The following is a 17,217-nucleotide window of genomic DNA, read 5'->3' on the forward strand; positions in this document are numbered from 1 at the left end:
TTTTACGCAAAATTGCGCCCATACATTTTGATATAGTGGCTGTTAATCTCGATCAAAAGCAACCAGGCTTTCCTGAACATATTCTGCCCCAATATCTTCAAGACTTAGGCGTAGACTATAAAATTGTAGAGGAAGATACCTACGCCATTGTAAAAGAGAAAATCCCCGAGGGTAAAACCACCTGTTCGTTGTGTTCTCGCTTACGTCGGGGGATCTTGTATCGCACCGCCCGGGAATTAGGCGCCACCAAAATTGCCCTGGGCCATCATCGTGATGATATGCTAGAAACCCTGTTTTTAAACATGTTTCATGGCGGTAAATTAAAATCGATGCCACCAAAACTCGTCAGTGATAATGGCGAACATATTGTGATCCGTCCCCTTGCCTATTGCAGTGAGAAAGATATTGAAAAATACGCACAAGCGGTTAACTTTCCGATTATCCCTTGTAATTTGTGTGGTTCCCAAGACAATCTGCAACGACAAAATATCAAAATGATGCTGCAAGACTGGAACAAACGTTATCCCGGCCGTATCGAATCCATGTTTAGAGCCATGCAAAATGTGGCGCCTTCCCATCTTGCGGATAAATCACTGTACGATTTTGACAGCATTCAAGCACAGGGAAAACCCGTTGCAGATGGTGATCTGGCATTTGATACCCCTAACTTTGGTTCTGTACAAGAAGACGAGAATTCATCGCCAGTACAAATCGTTAACTTAACGGAATAACATTCATGAAAATTGGTTTAGCGCTAGGTGCAGGTGCTGCACGCGGTTGGGCACACATCGGTATTATTCAAGCGTTGGAAAAACTGGGTGTCAAAATCGATATTGTGGCGGGTTGTTCAATAGGTGCCTATGTAGGGGCGGCTTATGCCAGTGGCAAACTAGAACCACTAAAAGAATGGGCTTGTTCACTCACCGAATGGCAAATTTTATCACTAATGGGTGTGGGCATACGTAAAGGCGGCATTGCCAGCGGCCAGAAGGTGTTTACCAAACTTGCCGAAGAGTTTTGTGCCTCAACATTTGAAGAAATGAATAAGCCGTTTGCCGTGGTCGCTACAGATCTTTATTCTGGTCGTGAAGTGATGTTTAACAATGGCCCCGTAGGCAGTTGTATTCAAGCTTCCTGTGCCATCCCTGCCCTTTTTAGCCCCATTGAACATAACGGACGATGGTTAGTGGACGGCGCCGTGGTGAATCCTGTACCGGTAAATCTGTGTCGACAAATGGGAGCGGATTTTGTTATTGCCGTCAACCTCAATGCCGATTTTAAACCTCAGCGTTTAGATAAACCCACCGTCGAACATGAAAAGATCCAAAAGAAAACCGATGATTTCTTTTCAAAAGGCTCCAATATTGTTCGCCAGTGGTTTTCACCGGAAGGGAAAAGCGAAAAGCTGGAACCGCCGGGGATCTTGAGTGTTATGAGTAGCTCTCTTGAAATTCTGCAAGCAAGGGTGACCCGTTCTCGCCTTGCCGGCGATCCACCCGATGTGCTGATTGAGCCCCATTTATCAGATGTGGGGTTAATGGAGTTTCACCGTGCCACCGAACTTTGCATTGAAGGTGAGCGCACGGTGAGCCGTCTAGCGGAAGAAATTCAATATCAATTGGTCATTGAAACCGACGAGCAGCAACCCTAGTTTAGTTACTCGCTTTTGCTGTTACCCGCATTGGCGCTAGCGGCAACGTGATGTTGTCATGGTTTTGGATCCATTCTTCAGACAAGGTTAAGGTGCCCATTGTAATGGCTGGCACCTTCTTGGACGGTGCCGTACTTAAATTTTCATCTGCAAACTGAAAGGTTAGGCCTTCAACGGACGGCATCATAAAGGCTAAAAAACTGCCCATCTCATTGAAAAAAGAACGGTACTGCTCGAGTAAAAAGATCAGTTCCTGTTGGCTATAGTTGGTGGCGAGATAGGCGGGCTTGGTTTCTAACTGTACCGACATATCACACACATTTGCCGGCTCCACAAGATGAATTTCAACCATTGCTTCGGCCATTTTAAGCACCTTGTCGGTGGGTACGGTAAACCGCCCTTCTTCGGTTACCGTCAGGGGGAGGATTTTTTTATCCGTGACAATTTTGGCGCTGGTAATGTCACACAGGCGATTTTCACCTACCCGGACAAAACCAAAGGCAAATTGCAAGGCTTGGGTGTCTTCATTATCTAACTTGCGGGTATGACTATAAAATCGACTGTACTCCACGTTCAGCACTTCACCATAACTGGAAAAAGCACATAACGTTAATAAGATAACAACGGCCTTAAACACCTTTACATATACTCCTTGTTGTAGCGGATCATTGCTTGTAGTTCTTCTACATAGGCAATCCCCCGCTCAGAATAATTCATTAATCCTTCTGCCAATGCGACACCCGTCACAGGTAGTTGATTGACACGAAGCGTACTACGTATATTGCGCAACTCCTTGTAGGCATCGTGCCTATTTAGATTACGCATATAGGTATAGGTGGCTTCTGAAAGATTTGAAAACCTTGCGACCTCATGCTCTAAGCCCACGGTACGCCTTGAAGGCACAAAACCGCATCCCTGACTAAAACACCACAGGCCAAAAAAGTTATACCCTTCTTTTGCAAACCGACTGGTTCCCCACGCGGATTCATTTGCCGCCTGAGCTAACACTAATTCCACCGGTAAAATATCCACCTTCTTTAACAAGGCTTTTATTTGCTGGCTTACCTCGCTATCACTGACTTTATATTCTTTTACCAGCCACGCCAGTTTTTCTTGCTCATCATCGGTTAAGGTTTTACCCAAGGATAAATTACGCTGTAAGGTTTGAATATAGTGACGCAGTGACAATAAGTATTCGTTTTGCTTTTCAACTTCCGGTTTTAAATAAGCAAAAAATGCTTTTTTCTTCTCGTTAATATCAGAGATTGCAGCAAAATCGGGCACTGGGCGCTTAGCCTGTTCCGTTGTAGGCACATCCAGGATATCCGGCTCTTTTAACGACATGATCACGGCGTTAATGACAATCACAATTAATATTGCAATGGTAATCAATACAATTTTTACGGTTTCCCGTTTATGCATCAAACACTAACTCCTGGGATTTGGACACACTTTCGTGTGAAGGATCATTATCAAACAGTGCACTGTATACAATACCCATTACCACAAAGTAGAAGGGCATAACCACAAGCAAGGCGATACCAAAACTCACCATACTGATTAAAAACAATAGGAGAAAAACGGTAAAAAGAACAACAAAAGACAATAAATGCTTATTGACCACTGAAACGGATAGTTTTAATGCCGCTAAGATCCCCAGCTGTTTATCAGCAATCAAAGGCAAGGTAAAGGTGGTGGCCATCAATATGTATAAACCGGGGATAACTAGTAGCGTAAAACCCACCTGAGTCATAACAGAAATAAGCAGTTGCGCTAAGGCTAATACCAGCACCATGGGGAAATAATGAAGCACATGGCCACTGTTGACAACATTGCCACGTATTGCATTGATCCCCATCATTGATAAACCCGTGGTGAGGGGGGCAAAGATAAGTACCGACACGATATCGATAATCACCTGCTGCTGTGGCGGCATTTGAGTTAAAACGGCGACGGGAAAAACGTTCACAAGCAGTAATGCGCCACCCAACACGATAAAGAAAAGCGCTAGGCAAGCTTGAAAAAGTGGCCAAAAGGTTTGTCTTAAAACACGAAAAGCCTTTTTCGCTAAAAAGATATAATTAAACCGCCCGTTAGGTTGAACAAGTTTTTGATGCAACGAATTCGGTACTTGTTGATCTTGCGGATTGAATTGGGACACAGGAACCTTTAATACAAATAAATTCCGCCTAGTATACCTTATTTACCCAGTTTGACCCTATTCCTATGAGAGGTTTTAAGGCGACAGCGGTTTCCGTTTACCAAACCAGTTTTACCGCTAACCCGATAAGTATCACCCCCATGGTTCGATCAAGCCAATAGCCCTTTTCGCCAATCAGTTTTGCTACCTTACTGGTACTGAGTAAATAAGATAGAAAACAAAACCACGCGGTGGTGGCAAGAGAAAGATACACACCATAACCCAATTTGATCATAAACGGGGTTTCAACATTAATAATAGCGGTAAATAACGATAAGAAAAACAGGGTCGCTTTGGGGTTTAATCCATTGGTTAAAAAACCCACACCAATTGCTTTAGGTACTGAGATTAGCGGCTTATCTACTTCCTGTGTTTGCGCTGTTTGGGGGGCATTTATTGGCGGGCCGCTTCTTAGCGCGCCAATCGCCAGGTAAATAAGATACCCCGCGGCCGCATAGCTAAAAGTAGTATATAACCAAGGGGTGGTTTTAATTAGCATACTTAAGCCAACTAGGGAGTAACCCACATGCAAAAATATGGCTAAACCCACGCCCAAACTGGTATAGAGTGCGATTTTTCTTCCATAGGCAACGCTATGTCTAACAACCACAGCAAAATCAGGGCCCGGACTTGCCACTGCCACTAAATGAATTAAAGCGATAGTTAAAAATTCGTTTATATAAGCAGACATAGACTATTCGACAGAAACAGAAAACTCTTCCATTAAACTATTGATGAAATTAGGGACAACTTGGGAGGCGGGTCCATGATAGGACTCGTCGAACAAATCACAGCGATCACTGGGTTGTAGATTTAATTCAACGGTACGGGCACCGCTGTCTTTAGCTACCTGCACAAAACCTGCAGCAGGATAAACCTGACCTGAGGTACCGATGGAAATAAATATATCGGCTTTGGTTAACGCTAAAATAATGTCGTCCATTTGTAGTGGCATTTCACCAAACCAGACTATGTCGGGACGCAAAACCGCAGCTGGCGTGCAACAAGGGCAAGGGGTAGTTTCATCAAAAGCGTCACTCCACGCATGGCTTTTGCCCGAGGCAATGCAACGGGCGGAAAGCAGTTTACCATGCATGTGAACAACCCTTTCACTGCCGCCCCTTTCATGCAAATCATCCACATTTTGGGTAACTAACATAAATTGTTCACCGAGTTGGCGTTCCAAGCTTGCCAACGCAGTATGTGCCGCATTAGGTGTCACATCGGGATGCTGTAACTGGGCCCGTCGCGAATTATAGAATCGATAAACTAAGTCCGCGTCTTTCTCAAACGCTTCTGGGGTGGCGACATCTTCGATACGATGATTTTCCCACAAGCCATTATTGTCTCGAAACGTTCTAAGGCCCGACTCGGCTGATACGCCAGCGCCCGTCAGTACAACCACACGAGGTCCATTAGTCATCTGCTACTCCTCTACCGGTAAATGGGGTTTGCCGCCCCACTCCGCCCACGAACCATCGTAAACTTTGACGTTATTTGCACCGCATAATAAAGCCGCTACACCAACAATACAGGCTGTTACCCCTGATCCACAACTACACACAATGGGTTTGCGTAAATCAACGCCCGCTTGTTTAAAAATATCTTGTAGTAATTCCTGGGTTTTAAACTGGCCATTATCTAAAAGCCGTTGAAAGGGAATATTCACTGAACCTGGAATATGACCTCGTCGCAACCCAGGCCTAGGCTCGTCAACTTCAGCGTTAAAACGGGGGGCACTGCGCGCATCGATAATCTGCGTTTCGCCGCCAAGCATGTCTAAAACTTCGCTTGCCCCAACAAACCAGGCATGGTGATAATTTTGTATCTGGTATGTTGCATTTCGGGTCAGTGTATCTTCAGCACAATGGCTAACTGGACTCATTGCATGCCACGCAGGCCAACCACCGTCTAACAGACGAACCTGTTCATGGCCAACGGATTTCATCATCCACCACAAACGGGGCGCGCAAAACATGCCACGGTTATCGTAAATAACCACATCGGCCTGATTAGAAACCCCTTTCTGCGCCAATAAAAGTCCCATTGATTCGGGACTTAACATGGTATGCGGGTTTGGATCCTCATGATGGCTGGCTTCAATATCAATATCCACATTGATGGTGCCAGGGAGCCGTTGTTTATCTGCAATATCCCCTACTCCCGTTAACGGATCGGCCATCAAGGCACGCAAAACCGTAATGGCTTTTTGCCCATATTGATGGTGTAACTTTTCAGGGGAAATGAGAATTTTCGTCATTAAACTAACACTGCAAACAGTTCATACGATGCCATAAGGTAAACACTATACGAACATTCACCGCAAAAATACAGCCAATTGTCGGATGAAATACCTAACACCGGACTAAAAACATAGCATCAAGACCATAACACCTAGGTGATTAACGAACCGAACCAAAACGTTGTTCTAAATATTGAATGATGTCGTTACTTTCGTACATCCAGATGTCTTTACCGTTTTCTGAGACTCGCAAACAAGGCACCTTTCCTTTCCCACCCTGAGCTTCGAGCTCTGCTCTAAAGGACGTGCCCTTTTTAGCGTTTCGGGTTTCAATGGGTAAATTTAACCGGTGCAAAGCACGACGGGTTTTAATGCAAAACGGACAGGCAAAAAACTGATATAAAGCCATGGCTTTAACCTCTTGCTTTACCGCGTGTTGTGCTTGGGCACTGCGTTTTAACTTGCGAGGGCGAGTAATCACATCAATAAAAGCGATGATGCAACCTAGGAGATTTCGAACGAGGTTTACGATAATAGACATAGTAATAACTGCACTGGGAAAAAAATCAGGCTGTAGTATAAACCTATAGCGTTTTGATTTCTCATTGATTTAGGCGATTTTATCTATCAATAAACCCCATGATCCCAGATGAACACTGAAGGAAAAAACAATACTACGGCTAGCCTATAATGATTTCAAAGGGGAGTAAGCAAGTTTAGCCCGTCTATGGGCTCTTCATCATTAACGGGGGACATCCGCATTCATTAAACTGATTTTGCGAAGAATCATTTAATGGAGAGTACAGATGTCCCACGCAGGTACTATTTTAGGCATAAGTGAGTTAGAAATAGAACGTGTTCATCGACATGATTTTATTGAAGTGTGGGCAAAGCCTACTAAAAAGCCTTTATGCAAGCATTGTGAGAGTCGACATTTACGCATAAAAGCCACACATAAGCGCACTGTAAAGCACACGCGTCAAGGTAATCAGGTGCTAATGCTACATTTAAAGGTGCCTAAGTATCATTGTCGATGCTGTGGTCGTTATTTCAGGCATCCTTTTGTTGGGATTCGGCCTCGCTATCGGGCATCGGAGTGCTTTCGCTTGGAAGTCTTTGAGGCGCACCACGGCGGTGTTACGCAGCGTGGTATCTCACGCACACATCGCATTAGTCCAACTACGGTAGAGCGGTGGTACCATTCTCATATCAGCCAAAAATATAAAGAGATTATCAGTCGCCCCTGCCCCGAGATGTTAGGCATAGACGAACACTTCTTCACGCGCAAAAAGGGCTACGCCACTACGTTAGTGGATTTACGTAACCGCAACGTTTTTGATGTGAAGTTGGGCCGTTCTGAGCTGAGCTTACGCAGCTATCTACGCCATTTACCTGGCAAAGAAAACGTGCGAATCATCGCTATGGATTTGTCCGAAACATACCGCAGCATTGCTAAAAAGTACTTTCCTAACGCGACAATCGTCGCTGACCGCTTTCATGTCGTGCGATTGATAAACCATCATTTTTTGAAAGCATGGCAAATACAGCACCCCGAGGGGCGAAAGAATCGAGGCTTACTGAGTTTAATGCGACGGCATCAATGGCGACTAAACGAAGATAGCAGAGCAAACTTAGACCGTTACTTGGCGAACTACCCCGTCCTACGCGCATTGTATATAACGAAACAAAAGCTTATCCGTTTTGTGCTGATGAAAACGATGAACCAAAATCGGATGGAAAAAAAGCTACCTCAATTCTTAGAGTTACTCGCACAGTTGCATCAAAGCCCACTCAAAGCCTTAGCGAAGTCCCTGACGTCCTGGCTACAACCGATAGTGGCAATGTGGCGCTTTACACGGAACAACGGCATCACCGAAGGCTTCCACAACAAAATGGAAATGATATCGAGAAGAGCGTATGGTTTTAGAAACTTTGAAAATTACAGAATAAGAGTGATGACCCATTGCGGATGGGATGGTGTTATCAATAGGGTAAGATGAGTGCTGATCCCCCGTTTATGGGGTAGAGCCAAGAAAATGGTGCCCGGGGCCGGACTTGAACCGACACGCTGTTACCAGCGAGGGATTTTAAATCCCTTGTGTCTACCAATTTCACCACCCGGGCATCGGGTTGCCTTTCGGCTTGAGTGTCAGGCGTAGATACCTGATGCTGCAGTGCAGCTATGGAGGCGGAACCCGGAGTCGAACCGAGATCCACGGATTTGCAATCCGCTGCATAGCCATTCTGCCATTCCGCCAATTTGGAGCGGGAAACGAGATTCGAACTCGCGACCCCAACCTTGGCAAGGTTGTGCTCTACCAACTGAGCTATTCCCGCTTGGTACGTTCCGAGTCGTGCCTGAAACGTGGGGTGCATTCTACCTACACCGGGAAAACTGTCAACAGCAAAAAGCCGCATTTTTTCGCTAAACACATCATTTTATGTTTGTTTGCGGCATTTTTATCCATTTTGACTATTCCGTCATCAAAATTTTTCCATGGGCTGGCCTTTTAAATGGGTCCAGGCATTGGCGGTATACTCCAACATTGACCAAATAGACAGCACCGCAGCAATATACAGCAGGCAATGACCTAATGTGACCCAGTATAGTGGAAAGCCCATGAAGGTTTCTAAACCCGATAACAGGCCGATAAGGGCTAACATTTGCGCCATGGTTTTTGCCTTACCGATGAAACTGACCTTCACCGAATCACTGTAACCCCGTTTTGCCATCCACTCCCGTAACGCAGAGATATAAATTTCTCTGACCATTAACGCAATGGCAGGCACAGTGATCCAAAGTGAGCCGTAACTGTGGGTGATCATAATCAAGGCTGTGGCGACGATTAATTTATCTGCCACGGGATCTAAAAATGCCCCAAAAGGCGTTGTCTGTTCTAACTTTCTTGCTAAATAGCCGTCAAACCAATCGGTGATGGCCGCCAGCCAAAATACAAAAGCACCGGCCTCTCTGGCCCAACGCCAGTCTAAAAAATACACACCCACAAACACGGGGATCAGTAATACCCGAAAAAAGGTGATGATATTAGGTACCGTCCACATAAATACTTCTCAATTTTTTAAATTACATCACGTTGTTTTACTGTGATCCCTTTTCTGCATAACGTGATTAAAGATGCAGATGGTCATAAATGGTTTCCGCCAGTTCCTGACTGATACCAGGCACACTCGCTATTTCGTCTTTACTAGCTTTTTTCAAGCCCTGTAACCCCCCCATATATTTAAGCAGGGTTTGTCGCCGTTTTGCACCAATTCCGGGGATGGATTCTAAACTGGACGTGGTTTTCACTTTTTGTCTGCGCGCCCGATGGCCCGTTATCGCAAAACGGTGAGACTCGTCGCGAATATGCTGAATTAAGTGCAATGCAGGTGAATGTTCCGACATAGGCAAGGTTTCATGGGAGCCTGCTAAGATCAGTGTTTCCAATCCCGGTTTTCGGGTTGTACCCTTTGCCACCCCAATAAGCAACGGTTTCTTTTCAATTGGCCAGGACTCAAAGAAACCTTCCGCCTGCGCCAACTGCCCTTTACCACCGTCGATAAACAGAATATCTGGGATTTTACTCACTTCTTTGACAGACTTATAGCGCCGTTTTAGCGCTTGGGCCATGGCCGCATAATCATCCCCCGGCGTAATGCCTTCAATATTATAGCGACGATAATCACTTTTCATCGGCCCTTCACGGTTAAACACCACACAGGAGGCCACCGTTTGTTGTCCTGAGGTATGACTGATATCAAAGCATTCCATACGCTGGATAGGCTGATCCCGCTCTAACGCTTCTTCTAAGTCTAGGTAACGGGCATGCACGGATTTTTGCTGACTGTACTGGGCATCTAGGGCGTTTTCAGCATTACTTTGTGCTAATTTCAGGTATCGCCGCTTTTCCTCCCGCGCGCCCTTGAACAGTTTGACCTTGCGTTTCGCTTCCTCACTTAAAACCGATAAAATACTTTCTTCGTCACTTAAATCCCGCGGAATAACGATTTGTTTCGGGATGATTTTATTGCCCGACAGATAAAACTGAAGAAAAAACGATTCAAAAATCTCATCTTCGGTGGCCGCCGCCGGCACCTTAGGAAAATAGGATTTGCTGCCTAACAACTGACTGTCACGTATAAACATCACCTGAATACAGGCCATATTTCCGCGGACAGCAAAACCAAACACGTCCATTTCATCCTGGGTACCCGCAACCCATTGCTGCTCCTGAACTTTTCTCAGAACATTTATCTGATCACGGTATCGGGCGGCACCTTCAAAATTAAGTGCCTCACTGGCTTTTTCCATTTTCGAAACCAACGAACCTATCACCTGCTGATTTTTTCCGTTAAGGAATAACCGCGCCAGTTGTACTTGTTCCTGATATTCCTCGTCGGTGACATACCCTTCTACACAGGGCGCACTACAACGCTGCATCTGGTACTGTAAACACGGACGACTTCGCGTGCGATAGTAGCTGTCTTCACATTGCCTGATGGGAAAGATCTTTTGCATGGTGCGCAAACTTTCCCGCACCGCCCATGAGCTGGGATAAGGCCCAAAATACTCGCCTTTTTTCTTTTGGGGTCCACGATGAAAGGACAAACGTGGATGAGTATGATCTGAAAGAAAAATAAAGGGGTACGATTTATCATCCCGCATCACCACGTTATAACGAGGTTTGTATTTCTTTATAAAGTTGTTTTCCAGCAGAAACGCTTCGGTTTCGCTGTTAACCACCGTAACATCAATATGGGCAATATTGGCAACCAAAGAACGGGTTTTGGCGCTATCCACCACCTTACGAAAATAACTGGATACCCGTTTTTTCAGATGCTTCGCTTTGCCCACATAGATGACATCGCCCTCACCATTGTACATCCTGTACACACCTGGAAGATTGGTGAGGTTTTTTAAAAAGGCATCATGGTCAAATTCGGGCATATTGCTCATATTAAAGCAAAGTAGGATCGATAAGCTTGTGGCGCAATGCCAAATGGGTCAGTTCCACATCGGTTGTTACGCCTAGCTTTTCAAACATCCGATAGCGGTACGTGTTGACTGTTTTCGCATTAATACTTAACTCAGCGGCAATTTCCGGCACTTTTTGTCCACGGGTGAGACGCATGGCAATGTTCAGTTCACGGCTGGATAAGTTATCGAAGGGGTTTTCATTATCGGGGGTTAAACGACTGATGGCGATACTTTGGGCGATCTCAGGTGGTAAATACTTTTGTCCCGCATGTACTTTGTAAATTGCGCGGATCATCTCTTCTGGCTCTGCATCTTTCGTTAGAAAGCCAAAAGCACCAATTTGCATAACCTGAGCAGGAATGGGATGCTCTTTATGCATAGAAAGACAGATAACCCGGGTGTTCTCAGACATACGAACGATTTTCTTCGTTGCCTCTAACCCTCCCATACCGGGCATGTTTACGTCCATCAAGACGATATCAGGCGCAGCTTTACGGCACAGTTGCACCGCATCTTCACCATTTTTTGCTTCTGAAACTACGGTAAAATCCTTTACATCGTCTAAGATACGACGAATCCCTGTTCTAACCAGTTCGTGGTCATCGGCCAGGATAATCTTTATCACGTTTTATGCTCGCTGAATATTCTTAATACACATCGTTATAAGTGGATAGAACTTATAACCTGTTCAGGCATAATAACATTTTCTCGCCCACTGTGAAGAACATACTCAGCGGTTGATGCGGCTTATAACCAAACCGGTTACTAAATCTGCTGCCACAACAACTGTAGCCGTTTTAGCGCTTCCGTCACATTGTTTGGATTTGTCGCTACATTAAGCCGCACCCAGCCAGGACTCCCAAAGGAGGCGCCATCATTGGCGGCTATTCCTGTATCGGCGAATAGCAAACGTGCTACCTGCTCCTGACTTGGATAAAGTGCGGTTAAGTCTAGCCAGCAGAAAAACGTGGCTTCACTGTTAACCGGTGCCAAGGAAGAATAAGCTAGGCCCTGTTCCAATTGTTTCCTGTTGGAATGAATTTGTAGGCTAACGTCCTTTAACCATCCATCATTTTGTTCGCTATACGCAGCCATCAGACTAACGTTTGAGAGCGTGCCAGAATACAGGTGACATTGCTCAATACAGCGGCGAACCTGCTGTTGCCATGACGCCTTAGGGATCACCGCATAAGATGCACCGGGTATATGGGCAAGGTTATACGCTTTGGTGGCTGATTGAAGGACAATGGTTGTTTGTCGTAAATCACCCGCTAGCTGTAATGCAGAACAGAAGGAAACAGTTGGTGACACAAAGGCACTGTGCACTTCGTCACACACCATGGGGATCCTTAACCGTTGGCATAAACTCGCCAGTGCAACCAGGGTATTTTGCGGCCACACATGCCCTGTGGGATTTTGCGGATTGCACAGAACAAGCATGGCAATGTTTTTAGGGATGCCATCAAGATCGCCCCTCCCCGGCCCAGTTTCAACGTCAAAGGGGATAAGTACCGGTGTGCGGTGACACGCCCGCACAACCTCAATCAGTGGTGCATAAACAGGTGCAAATAATGCAATGGTGTCATTGGGTTGGGTAAGCGCTTCAATCACGCTTTTTATACCACCAATAACACTCTGACAACTGACCACTTCATGATCTTGCACGGGTTGATGCCGTCGACCATGCCAGTCAACGATGGCCGGTGCAATATCCTGCATTTGATAGCCATAATGACCGGCTAAAAATGCGTTGATGGATTGGCCAACATTGTCAGGTGGTGGTATATCCATGTCTGCCACCCACATGGGCAATACCGAATGTTGCGAGTCACCGTAGCGCAAGGAAACCCCGTCAAACTTTAAGGCGTCCGTGCCTGTTCTGTCCTCAAACACGGACCTACTTTACCCGTTCAAACACGTTAAACTCAGACAAGGTATGTTGGAATTTCCGTTTCGTTTCCCGGATCACAAAAGGAATTTCAGTGGGTTTTTCCAAACGGACAAAATCGCGCCCCAAGGTGCGCTCAAGGGCATCAGTGCTTGTGAGTGTTTCACCGTTTTCATCTTTAATGCCGCCTAGCCAATGGGCTTTTTCCGTATATTCCTCAAGCCAGGTAAAAGGCGAACCCACAATAAGTACGCCTCCTACATTTAAACGTGATTTTATCGATGAAAGTAACTTAGCCGGTTCGTACACCCGATCAATCAGGTTACTCATTAAGATACAATCATACCCCGTAAACTGGGGTTTTAGATTACAGGCGTCGCCTTGGGCGAAGTGCACTTTATTTGCCACCTCTTTTAACCCAAAATCATGCAAACGGCGAACACAAAAGGAGGTTAGTTCTCCTTCGTCTATCAGGTTATAACGGATCTCACCTTGTTCCTGCATAGCAAAAGCCGTTTTAATAAAGCGGGCAGAAAAATCGATGCCATCAACATGATCAAAATAGTTTGCCAACTCAAAGGTCGCTCTGCCTACTGCGCAGCCTAAGTCCAATGCTTTCACCTTTCGTCTGCCAGCAAAAAACTTTGCGGCAAAGGCCACCGAAGCTTGGGCAAAATTAGGCACGTCGAAATAGGTATTCCCGTAGTGAAACTCACTGTATTGGGAAACCTGGGTATCACTCTCGTAATCCAAATCATTTACCTTAATGACTTCTTCTGACTCAACATAGCGAAAGCCAGCGTGCTGGAAAAAATGCCGCCGAAACGCATAGCGACTATGACGCATAGCTTCATTACCGGTGGAGATCCAGGATCCCCCTTTAATTAAGTTATGCTTATTGTCGAATGTCGGCGTGGTGAAGTCATCATACAAAGGATGAACTTTAAACCCATCGAAGGGATAAATGGGGGTTTCGGTCCATTGCCAAACGTTGCCAACCACATCATAAATACCCTTTTTACTATGCCAGTTGACCGGCACCGATGATGCCGGGCCAGCCAGCCCTATTTGCCATTGCTCGTTGTAAAGAACCTCATCGACCTGGGCGACATCTCTTAACCGACACCATTCGTCTTCGGTGGGTAACTGTATTCTTTTCCCTGTGCGATCAGCTAACCAATTACAAAATGCCTTTGCTTCGTGATAATTAACATCAACGGGCCAATCTAAGGGTAACGGAATTTCTGAACTCAGCGTACGATACAGATATTGTCCATTTTCTTGCCGCCAAAAGGTGGGATGCTGCGCGTTGGTATATTCTTGCCATTTTCGTCCTTCTACTTCCCAGAATTGCGGCTGCTGGTAGCCACCCTGTTCCACAAAAGAAAGGAATTCACCGTTACTCACGAGATACTGAGAAGCTTTAAATGTGCGGACTTTAGCGCAATGTTCCCCATACTCGTTATCCCAGCCGTAATACGGCGCGTCAAAAGGTTTTCCCAGTACCACTTCTCCGCCGGGAATATCCACCATTTGATTTAGCGGTGTCTCGCCCTGTTCACGACAAGGTTGCCATTGTTCGTGCTCACGCACATAGGTTAGGGGAAGCTGACGAATAAGTACGGATGAGGTTTCAAGGTGAATACCTTCATGCTCAATGCCCATTAACACCGGCCAGGCCGGGCTTTGCCAATCAATGGGCATGGAAAAATCCATATGACTGATATAGTCAGATACCAGCTCCCGCACTTGAGCGCGATAGGCTCTGACATCATTCACCGCAGGCCATACATAGTGCGTTTCATCAAGATCATCCCAGCTCATCTCATCCACACCAATGGCAAACAGCGATTCAAATTCAGGATTGACGCGATGGTTGATTTGTTTGGCCAATATCAGCTTGTTGATATAAAACGTGGCCGTGTGCCCATAATAAAAAATCAGTGGATGACGTAGTTTTTCCGGTCGCTGATAGAAAGCATCATCGGAATTGAGAACATCAAAGAGAGTGTCATATGTGTCGAAGGACTGGTGAAAGTAAGCGAGTATCTCTTGTCTTTTACTTTCCACACTACCCTGTTTTAAATTTGGAGTATGTAAAACGCCCATTAGCTTCCTCTATTACTGCTTATTTTTATAGGAAAAACACAACCTGTTTTTATGTGTGCCAGAAACACATTTTGTGAGATTGAGGGATGATGATACGTTCTGCCAGTATAGCGGATCAATGAATGTCTTTATCAGCAAATCATTTCATAGACTAAAATGCAAGATAAAAGCATGAAACTAAAAACAAAAAAGCCCGCTTTAAATAAAGCGGGCTTTTGCAATATGGCGGAGAGAGAGGGATTCGAACCCCCGGAAGGTTTGACCCTTCGCCTGATTTCAAGTCAGGTGCATTAAACCGAGCTCTGCCATCTCTCCGAGAAGTGATGCGTATCTTAATGAAATTTTTGAGCCTGTAAAGTACTAATTTTAAAAAAAATGCCTGACCGCTTAGCTTTTGCACAATGCGTTGATATTTTCTACTAAACTTCCTCTATAAGCACTATAATTAGGTAAGTTGAAACGTTTAACGGCAAAAGCACTTGAAAAAGTGAACCAAAACCCATACAACTAACCTAATCATAAGGTAATTAACCTAACTTGGTTTTTATTTAATCCTCTGGAGGAAACAATGGATCAGCGTTCGATGTATGCAGGTGCATCTCAACAGTCAGTGTTACAGACAAATAAGGTACTACGTAATACTTATATGTTACTGGCAATGACTTTGGCATTCAGTGCCGTTTGTGCCGGTATTGCCATGGCCATAAACATCAGTCCTATGATGTCGTTGGCGATGACCATCGGTGCATTTATTACTCTTTTTGTTGTGCAACGTAAAGCCGAATCGGCCTCTGGAATATATTGGGTGTTTGCATTTACAGGCCTGATGGGGGCATCTTTAGGATATACCCTTAATTTCTATCTAGGTGTTGCTGGTCCAGGTCTTATTATGCAAGCACTGGGTTCCACTGCATTAGTGTTTTTTGCTCTATCAGGGTATGCACTCACAACTAAGAAAGACTTTTCTTTCTTAGGTGGTTTCCTCATTGTAGGTTTATTGGTGGCCATTGTAGCGAGTATCGCGAATATCTTTTTCGCCATACCTGCGATGTCCCTCGCTATTAGTGCAGCCATCGTGTTTATCATGTCAGGTTTTATTCTGTTTGATACAAGTCGCATCATTAACGGTGGCGAAACCAATTACATTCGCGCAACGGTATCTTTGTACTTAAACATTTATAACCTGTTCGTGTCTATTCTACATCTGCTTGGCGCCTTTGGTGGCGATGACTAAGCCTTTGTTCTAGTATGGAGAAAACACCCCGTTACTGGGGTGTTTTTGTTTCTATGTCTACATATTCAATTTTAGTAACTGCGTCACCTTATGATCACCCAGGCAGTGCCTCTGCGATACGATTTTGTAAACAGATTATCCATTCTGAGCACACACTCTCCCAGGTGTTTTTCTACCAGCAAGGTATATACAATGCCTTATCGGCCATGGTTCCACCCAATGATGAGCGTAATATGTTTAATGAGTGGAAAAAAATACATTCAGTCAGTGGTGCGTCTTTACGGGTCTGTATTACGGCTAGTGAGAAACGAGGGCTGTTTTCATCCACCGATTCACGGCAAGGGAATATTGAAGCCCCCTTTGAACAAACAGGTTTAGGTGAGTTTTTCTCCGCATTACACGATTCCCACAGACTGGTGCAGTTTTAACCATGGCAAATATACTCATTAGATTCACCACATCACCCTACGGCAGCAGTGATGCGCCTGACGGCTTGGATTTTGCCATCGGCGCCACCAATTATGGGCATCAGGTATCACTGGTTTTTGAAGGAAACGGTGTGTGGCAACTTATTAATCAATCGCCACAAGATAAAGGCGTAAAAAACCATAGTAAACGGCTTAAATCGTTAACCTTTTTCGACATTGATGCATGTTATTACTGTGAAGAAGACAGGCTCAACCTTGGCATTGAAAAAGATAAGCTAAGTGGCATTGCAACCCAAGCAAATAAAGACCACATCTATACCCTAATTAACAACAGCGATCATGTGGTGACTTTCTAATGCTTTTAGTATTACGTTTGCCTTGCCCCTCTAAACATCAGGCCCGTTATCTTAGCGATCCTGAACTAAACACGCCGGTTTTATTAATAGAAGATGGGGTTTATCACTATCCCCATTTAAAAGATAGTCAC

At 45.1% G+C, this 17,217-nt stretch carries 18 protein-coding genes and 4 tRNA genes; 6 read left to right on the forward strand and 16 right to left on the reverse strand.

Annotated elements, in window-relative coordinates:
- Together ttcA and rssA are read left to right on the forward strand one after the other, a co-directional pair.
- Window positions 1–731: tRNA 2-thiocytidine(32) synthetase TtcA (ttcA, locus tag V5298_RS15265; RefSeq protein WP_332932311.1), on the forward strand; the 731-nt coding region annotated here is incomplete at its 5' end.
- Window positions 732–736: 5 nt separating this feature from the next.
- The gene (gene rssA, locus V5298_RS15270) at window positions 737–1,651 is read left to right on the forward strand and encodes a patatin-like phospholipase RssA (RefSeq protein WP_332932312.1); all 915 of its coding nucleotides are present in this window, start codon (window positions 737–739) and stop codon (window positions 1,649–1,651) included.
- 1 nt (window position 1,652) lies between these two features.
- On the opposite strand, the gene V5298_RS15275 is transcribed toward rssA, so the two are convergent.
- The 7 genes from V5298_RS15275 to V5298_RS15305 all read right to left on the reverse strand — a co-directional run bounded on the left by V5298_RS15275 (window position 1,653) and on the right by V5298_RS15305 (window position 6,634).
- Entirely contained in the window at window positions 1,653–2,288 is a 636-nt protein-coding gene (locus tag V5298_RS15275) for a DUF2987 domain-containing protein (protein ID WP_332932313.1), read from the reverse strand.
- Between the two features lie 2 nt (window positions 2,289–2,290).
- Complete coding sequence (locus V5298_RS15280; protein WP_332932314.1) at window positions 2,291–3,073, reverse strand: glucosaminidase domain-containing protein; 783 nt, start codon at window positions 3,071–3,073, stop codon at window positions 2,291–2,293.
- Window positions 3,066–3,812: a hypothetical protein gene (locus tag V5298_RS15285; protein ID WP_332932315.1), complete on the reverse strand. Its 747-nt coding sequence runs from the start codon at window positions 3,810–3,812 to the stop codon at window positions 3,066–3,068. Before V5298_RS15285 ends, V5298_RS15280 begins: the two co-directional genes overlap by 8 nt.
- A gap of 97 nt (window positions 3,813–3,909) precedes the next feature.
- Complete coding sequence (locus tag V5298_RS15290) at window positions 3,910–4,542, reverse strand: LysE family translocator (RefSeq protein ID WP_332932316.1); 633 nt, start codon at window positions 4,540–4,542, stop codon at window positions 3,910–3,912.
- 3 nt (window positions 4,543–4,545) lie between these two features.
- A complete protein-coding gene (gene cobB / locus V5298_RS15295; protein ID WP_332932317.1) occupies window positions 4,546–5,274 on the reverse strand; it encodes a Sir2 family NAD+-dependent deacetylase in 729 nt (242 codons plus the stop codon).
- 3 nt (window positions 5,275–5,277) lie between these two features.
- Window positions 5,278–6,111: a sulfurtransferase gene (locus V5298_RS15300; RefSeq protein ID WP_332932318.1), complete on the reverse strand. Its 834-nt coding sequence runs from the start codon at window positions 6,109–6,111 to the stop codon at window positions 5,278–5,280.
- Window positions 6,112–6,253: 142 nt separating this feature from the next.
- The gene (locus V5298_RS15305) at window positions 6,254–6,634 is read right to left on the reverse strand and encodes a glutathione S-transferase N-terminal domain-containing protein (protein WP_332932319.1); all 381 of its coding nucleotides are present in this window, start codon (window positions 6,632–6,634) and stop codon (window positions 6,254–6,256) included.
- Between the two features lie 265 nt (window positions 6,635–6,899).
- Here V5298_RS15305 and V5298_RS15310 point away from each other — a divergent pair, with 265 nt between their 5' ends.
- Complete coding sequence (locus V5298_RS15310) at window positions 6,900–8,093, forward strand: ISL3 family transposase (protein WP_332932320.1); 1,194 nt, start codon at window positions 6,900–6,902, stop codon at window positions 8,091–8,093.
- Window positions 8,094–8,130: 37 nt separating this feature from the next.
- Here the strand turns inward: V5298_RS15310 and V5298_RS15315 are convergent.
- The 9 genes from V5298_RS15315 to V5298_RS15355 all read right to left on the reverse strand — a co-directional run bounded on the left by V5298_RS15315 (window position 8,131) and on the right by V5298_RS15355 (window position 15,383).
- Window positions 8,131–8,217: transfer RNA gene (locus V5298_RS15315), tRNA-Leu, on the reverse strand.
- A gap of 59 nt (window positions 8,218–8,276) precedes the next feature.
- Window positions 8,277–8,350: transfer RNA gene (locus V5298_RS15320), tRNA-Cys, on the reverse strand.
- Window positions 8,351–8,354: 4 nt separating this feature from the next.
- Window positions 8,355–8,430: transfer RNA gene (locus V5298_RS15325), tRNA-Gly, on the reverse strand.
- A gap of 147 nt (window positions 8,431–8,577) precedes the next feature.
- Window positions 8,578–9,156 carry a CDP-diacylglycerol--glycerol-3-phosphate 3-phosphatidyltransferase gene (gene pgsA, locus V5298_RS15330; protein ID WP_332932321.1) on the reverse strand — a complete coding sequence of 193 codons (579 nt, stop codon included), beginning with the start codon at window positions 9,154–9,156 and terminating at the stop codon, window positions 8,578–8,580.
- Between the two features lie 67 nt (window positions 9,157–9,223).
- Window positions 9,224–11,050, reverse strand: a complete 1,827-nt coding sequence (gene uvrC / locus V5298_RS15335) for an excinuclease ABC subunit UvrC (protein ID WP_332932322.1) — start codon at window positions 11,048–11,050, stop codon at window positions 9,224–9,226.
- Window position 11,051: 1 nt separating this feature from the next.
- Window positions 11,052–11,696 (reverse strand): UvrY/SirA/GacA family response regulator transcription factor, encoded by a 645-nt coding sequence (uvrY, locus tag V5298_RS15340; RefSeq protein WP_332932323.1) that lies wholly within the window; start codon window positions 11,694–11,696, stop codon window positions 11,052–11,054.
- A gap of 140 nt (window positions 11,697–11,836) precedes the next feature.
- Entirely contained in the window at window positions 11,837–12,964 is a 1,128-nt protein-coding gene (locus tag V5298_RS15345; protein ID WP_332932324.1) for an aminotransferase class I/II-fold pyridoxal phosphate-dependent enzyme, read from the reverse strand.
- A 4-nt stretch (window positions 12,965–12,968) separates the two neighbouring features.
- Window positions 12,969–15,068, reverse strand: coding sequence for a 5-histidylcysteine sulfoxide synthase (gene ovoA, locus V5298_RS15350; protein ID WP_332932325.1), 2,100 nt, complete (start codon window positions 15,066–15,068; stop codon window positions 12,969–12,971).
- A 223-nt stretch (window positions 15,069–15,291) separates the two neighbouring features.
- Window positions 15,292–15,383 (reverse strand) — tRNA-Ser (locus V5298_RS15355).
- A gap of 253 nt (window positions 15,384–15,636) precedes the next feature.
- Between V5298_RS15355 and V5298_RS15360 the strand changes: the two genes are divergently transcribed.
- The 3 genes from V5298_RS15360 to V5298_RS15370 are packed head-to-tail and all read left to right on the forward strand — an operon-like array spanning window position 15,637 to window position 17,086.
- Window positions 15,637–16,302: a Bax inhibitor-1/YccA family protein gene (locus V5298_RS15360; protein WP_332932326.1), complete on the forward strand. Its 666-nt coding sequence runs from the start codon at window positions 15,637–15,639 to the stop codon at window positions 16,300–16,302.
- A gap of 53 nt (window positions 16,303–16,355) precedes the next feature.
- Window positions 16,356–16,730, forward strand: a complete 375-nt coding sequence (tusD, locus tag V5298_RS15365) for a sulfurtransferase complex subunit TusD (protein ID WP_332932327.1) — start codon at window positions 16,356–16,358, stop codon at window positions 16,728–16,730.
- Window positions 16,731–16,732: 2 nt separating this feature from the next.
- Window positions 16,733–17,086, forward strand: a complete 354-nt coding sequence (locus tag V5298_RS15370; RefSeq protein WP_332932328.1) for a DsrE family protein — start codon at window positions 16,733–16,735, stop codon at window positions 17,084–17,086.
- Window positions 17,087–17,217 lie beyond the last annotated feature (131 nt).

Origin of the sequence: Alteromonas sp. 14N.309.X.WAT.G.H12, assembly GCF_036697315.1 — a bacterium.
Taxonomy (GTDB): domain Bacteria; phylum Pseudomonadota; class Gammaproteobacteria; order Enterobacterales; family Alteromonadaceae; genus Alteromonas.

Coding starts and splice junctions, on each gene's coding strand:
- V5298_RS15370 (WP_332932328.1), top strand. CDS start 16,733: ATGGCAAATATACTCATTAGATTCACCACATCACCCTACGGCAGCAGT.
- tusD (WP_332932327.1), top strand. CDS start 16,356: ATGTCTACATATTCAATTTTAGTAACTGCGTCACCTTATGATCACCCA.
- pgsA (WP_332932321.1), bottom strand. CDS start 9,156: ATGTGGACGGTACCTAATATCATCACCTTTTTTCGGGTATTACTGATC.
- cobB (WP_332932317.1), bottom strand. CDS start 5,274: ATGACTAATGGACCTCGTGTGGTTGTACTGACGGGCGCTGGCGTATCA.
- V5298_RS15305 (WP_332932319.1), bottom strand. CDS start 6,634: ATGTCTATTATCGTAAACCTCGTTCGAAATCTCCTAGGTTGCATCATC.
- ovoA (WP_332932325.1), bottom strand. CDS start 15,068: ATGGGCGTTTTACATACTCCAAATTTAAAACAGGGTAGTGTGGAAAGT.
- V5298_RS15290 (WP_332932316.1), bottom strand. CDS start 4,542: ATGTCTGCTTATATAAACGAATTTTTAACTATCGCTTTAATTCATTTA.
- V5298_RS15310 (WP_332932320.1), top strand. CDS start 6,900: ATGTCCCACGCAGGTACTATTTTAGGCATAAGTGAGTTAGAAATAGAA.
- rssA (WP_332932312.1), top strand. CDS start 737: ATGAAAATTGGTTTAGCGCTAGGTGCAGGTGCTGCACGCGGTTGGGCA.
- uvrC (WP_332932322.1), bottom strand. CDS start 11,050: ATGAGCAATATGCCCGAATTTGACCATGATGCCTTTTTAAAAAACCTC.
- V5298_RS15280 (WP_332932314.1), bottom strand. CDS start 3,073: ATGCATAAACGGGAAACCGTAAAAATTGTATTGATTACCATTGCAATA.
- V5298_RS15300 (WP_332932318.1), bottom strand. CDS start 6,111: ATGACGAAAATTCTCATTTCCCCTGAAAAGTTACACCATCAATATGGG.
- V5298_RS15360 (WP_332932326.1), top strand. CDS start 15,637: ATGGATCAGCGTTCGATGTATGCAGGTGCATCTCAACAGTCAGTGTTA.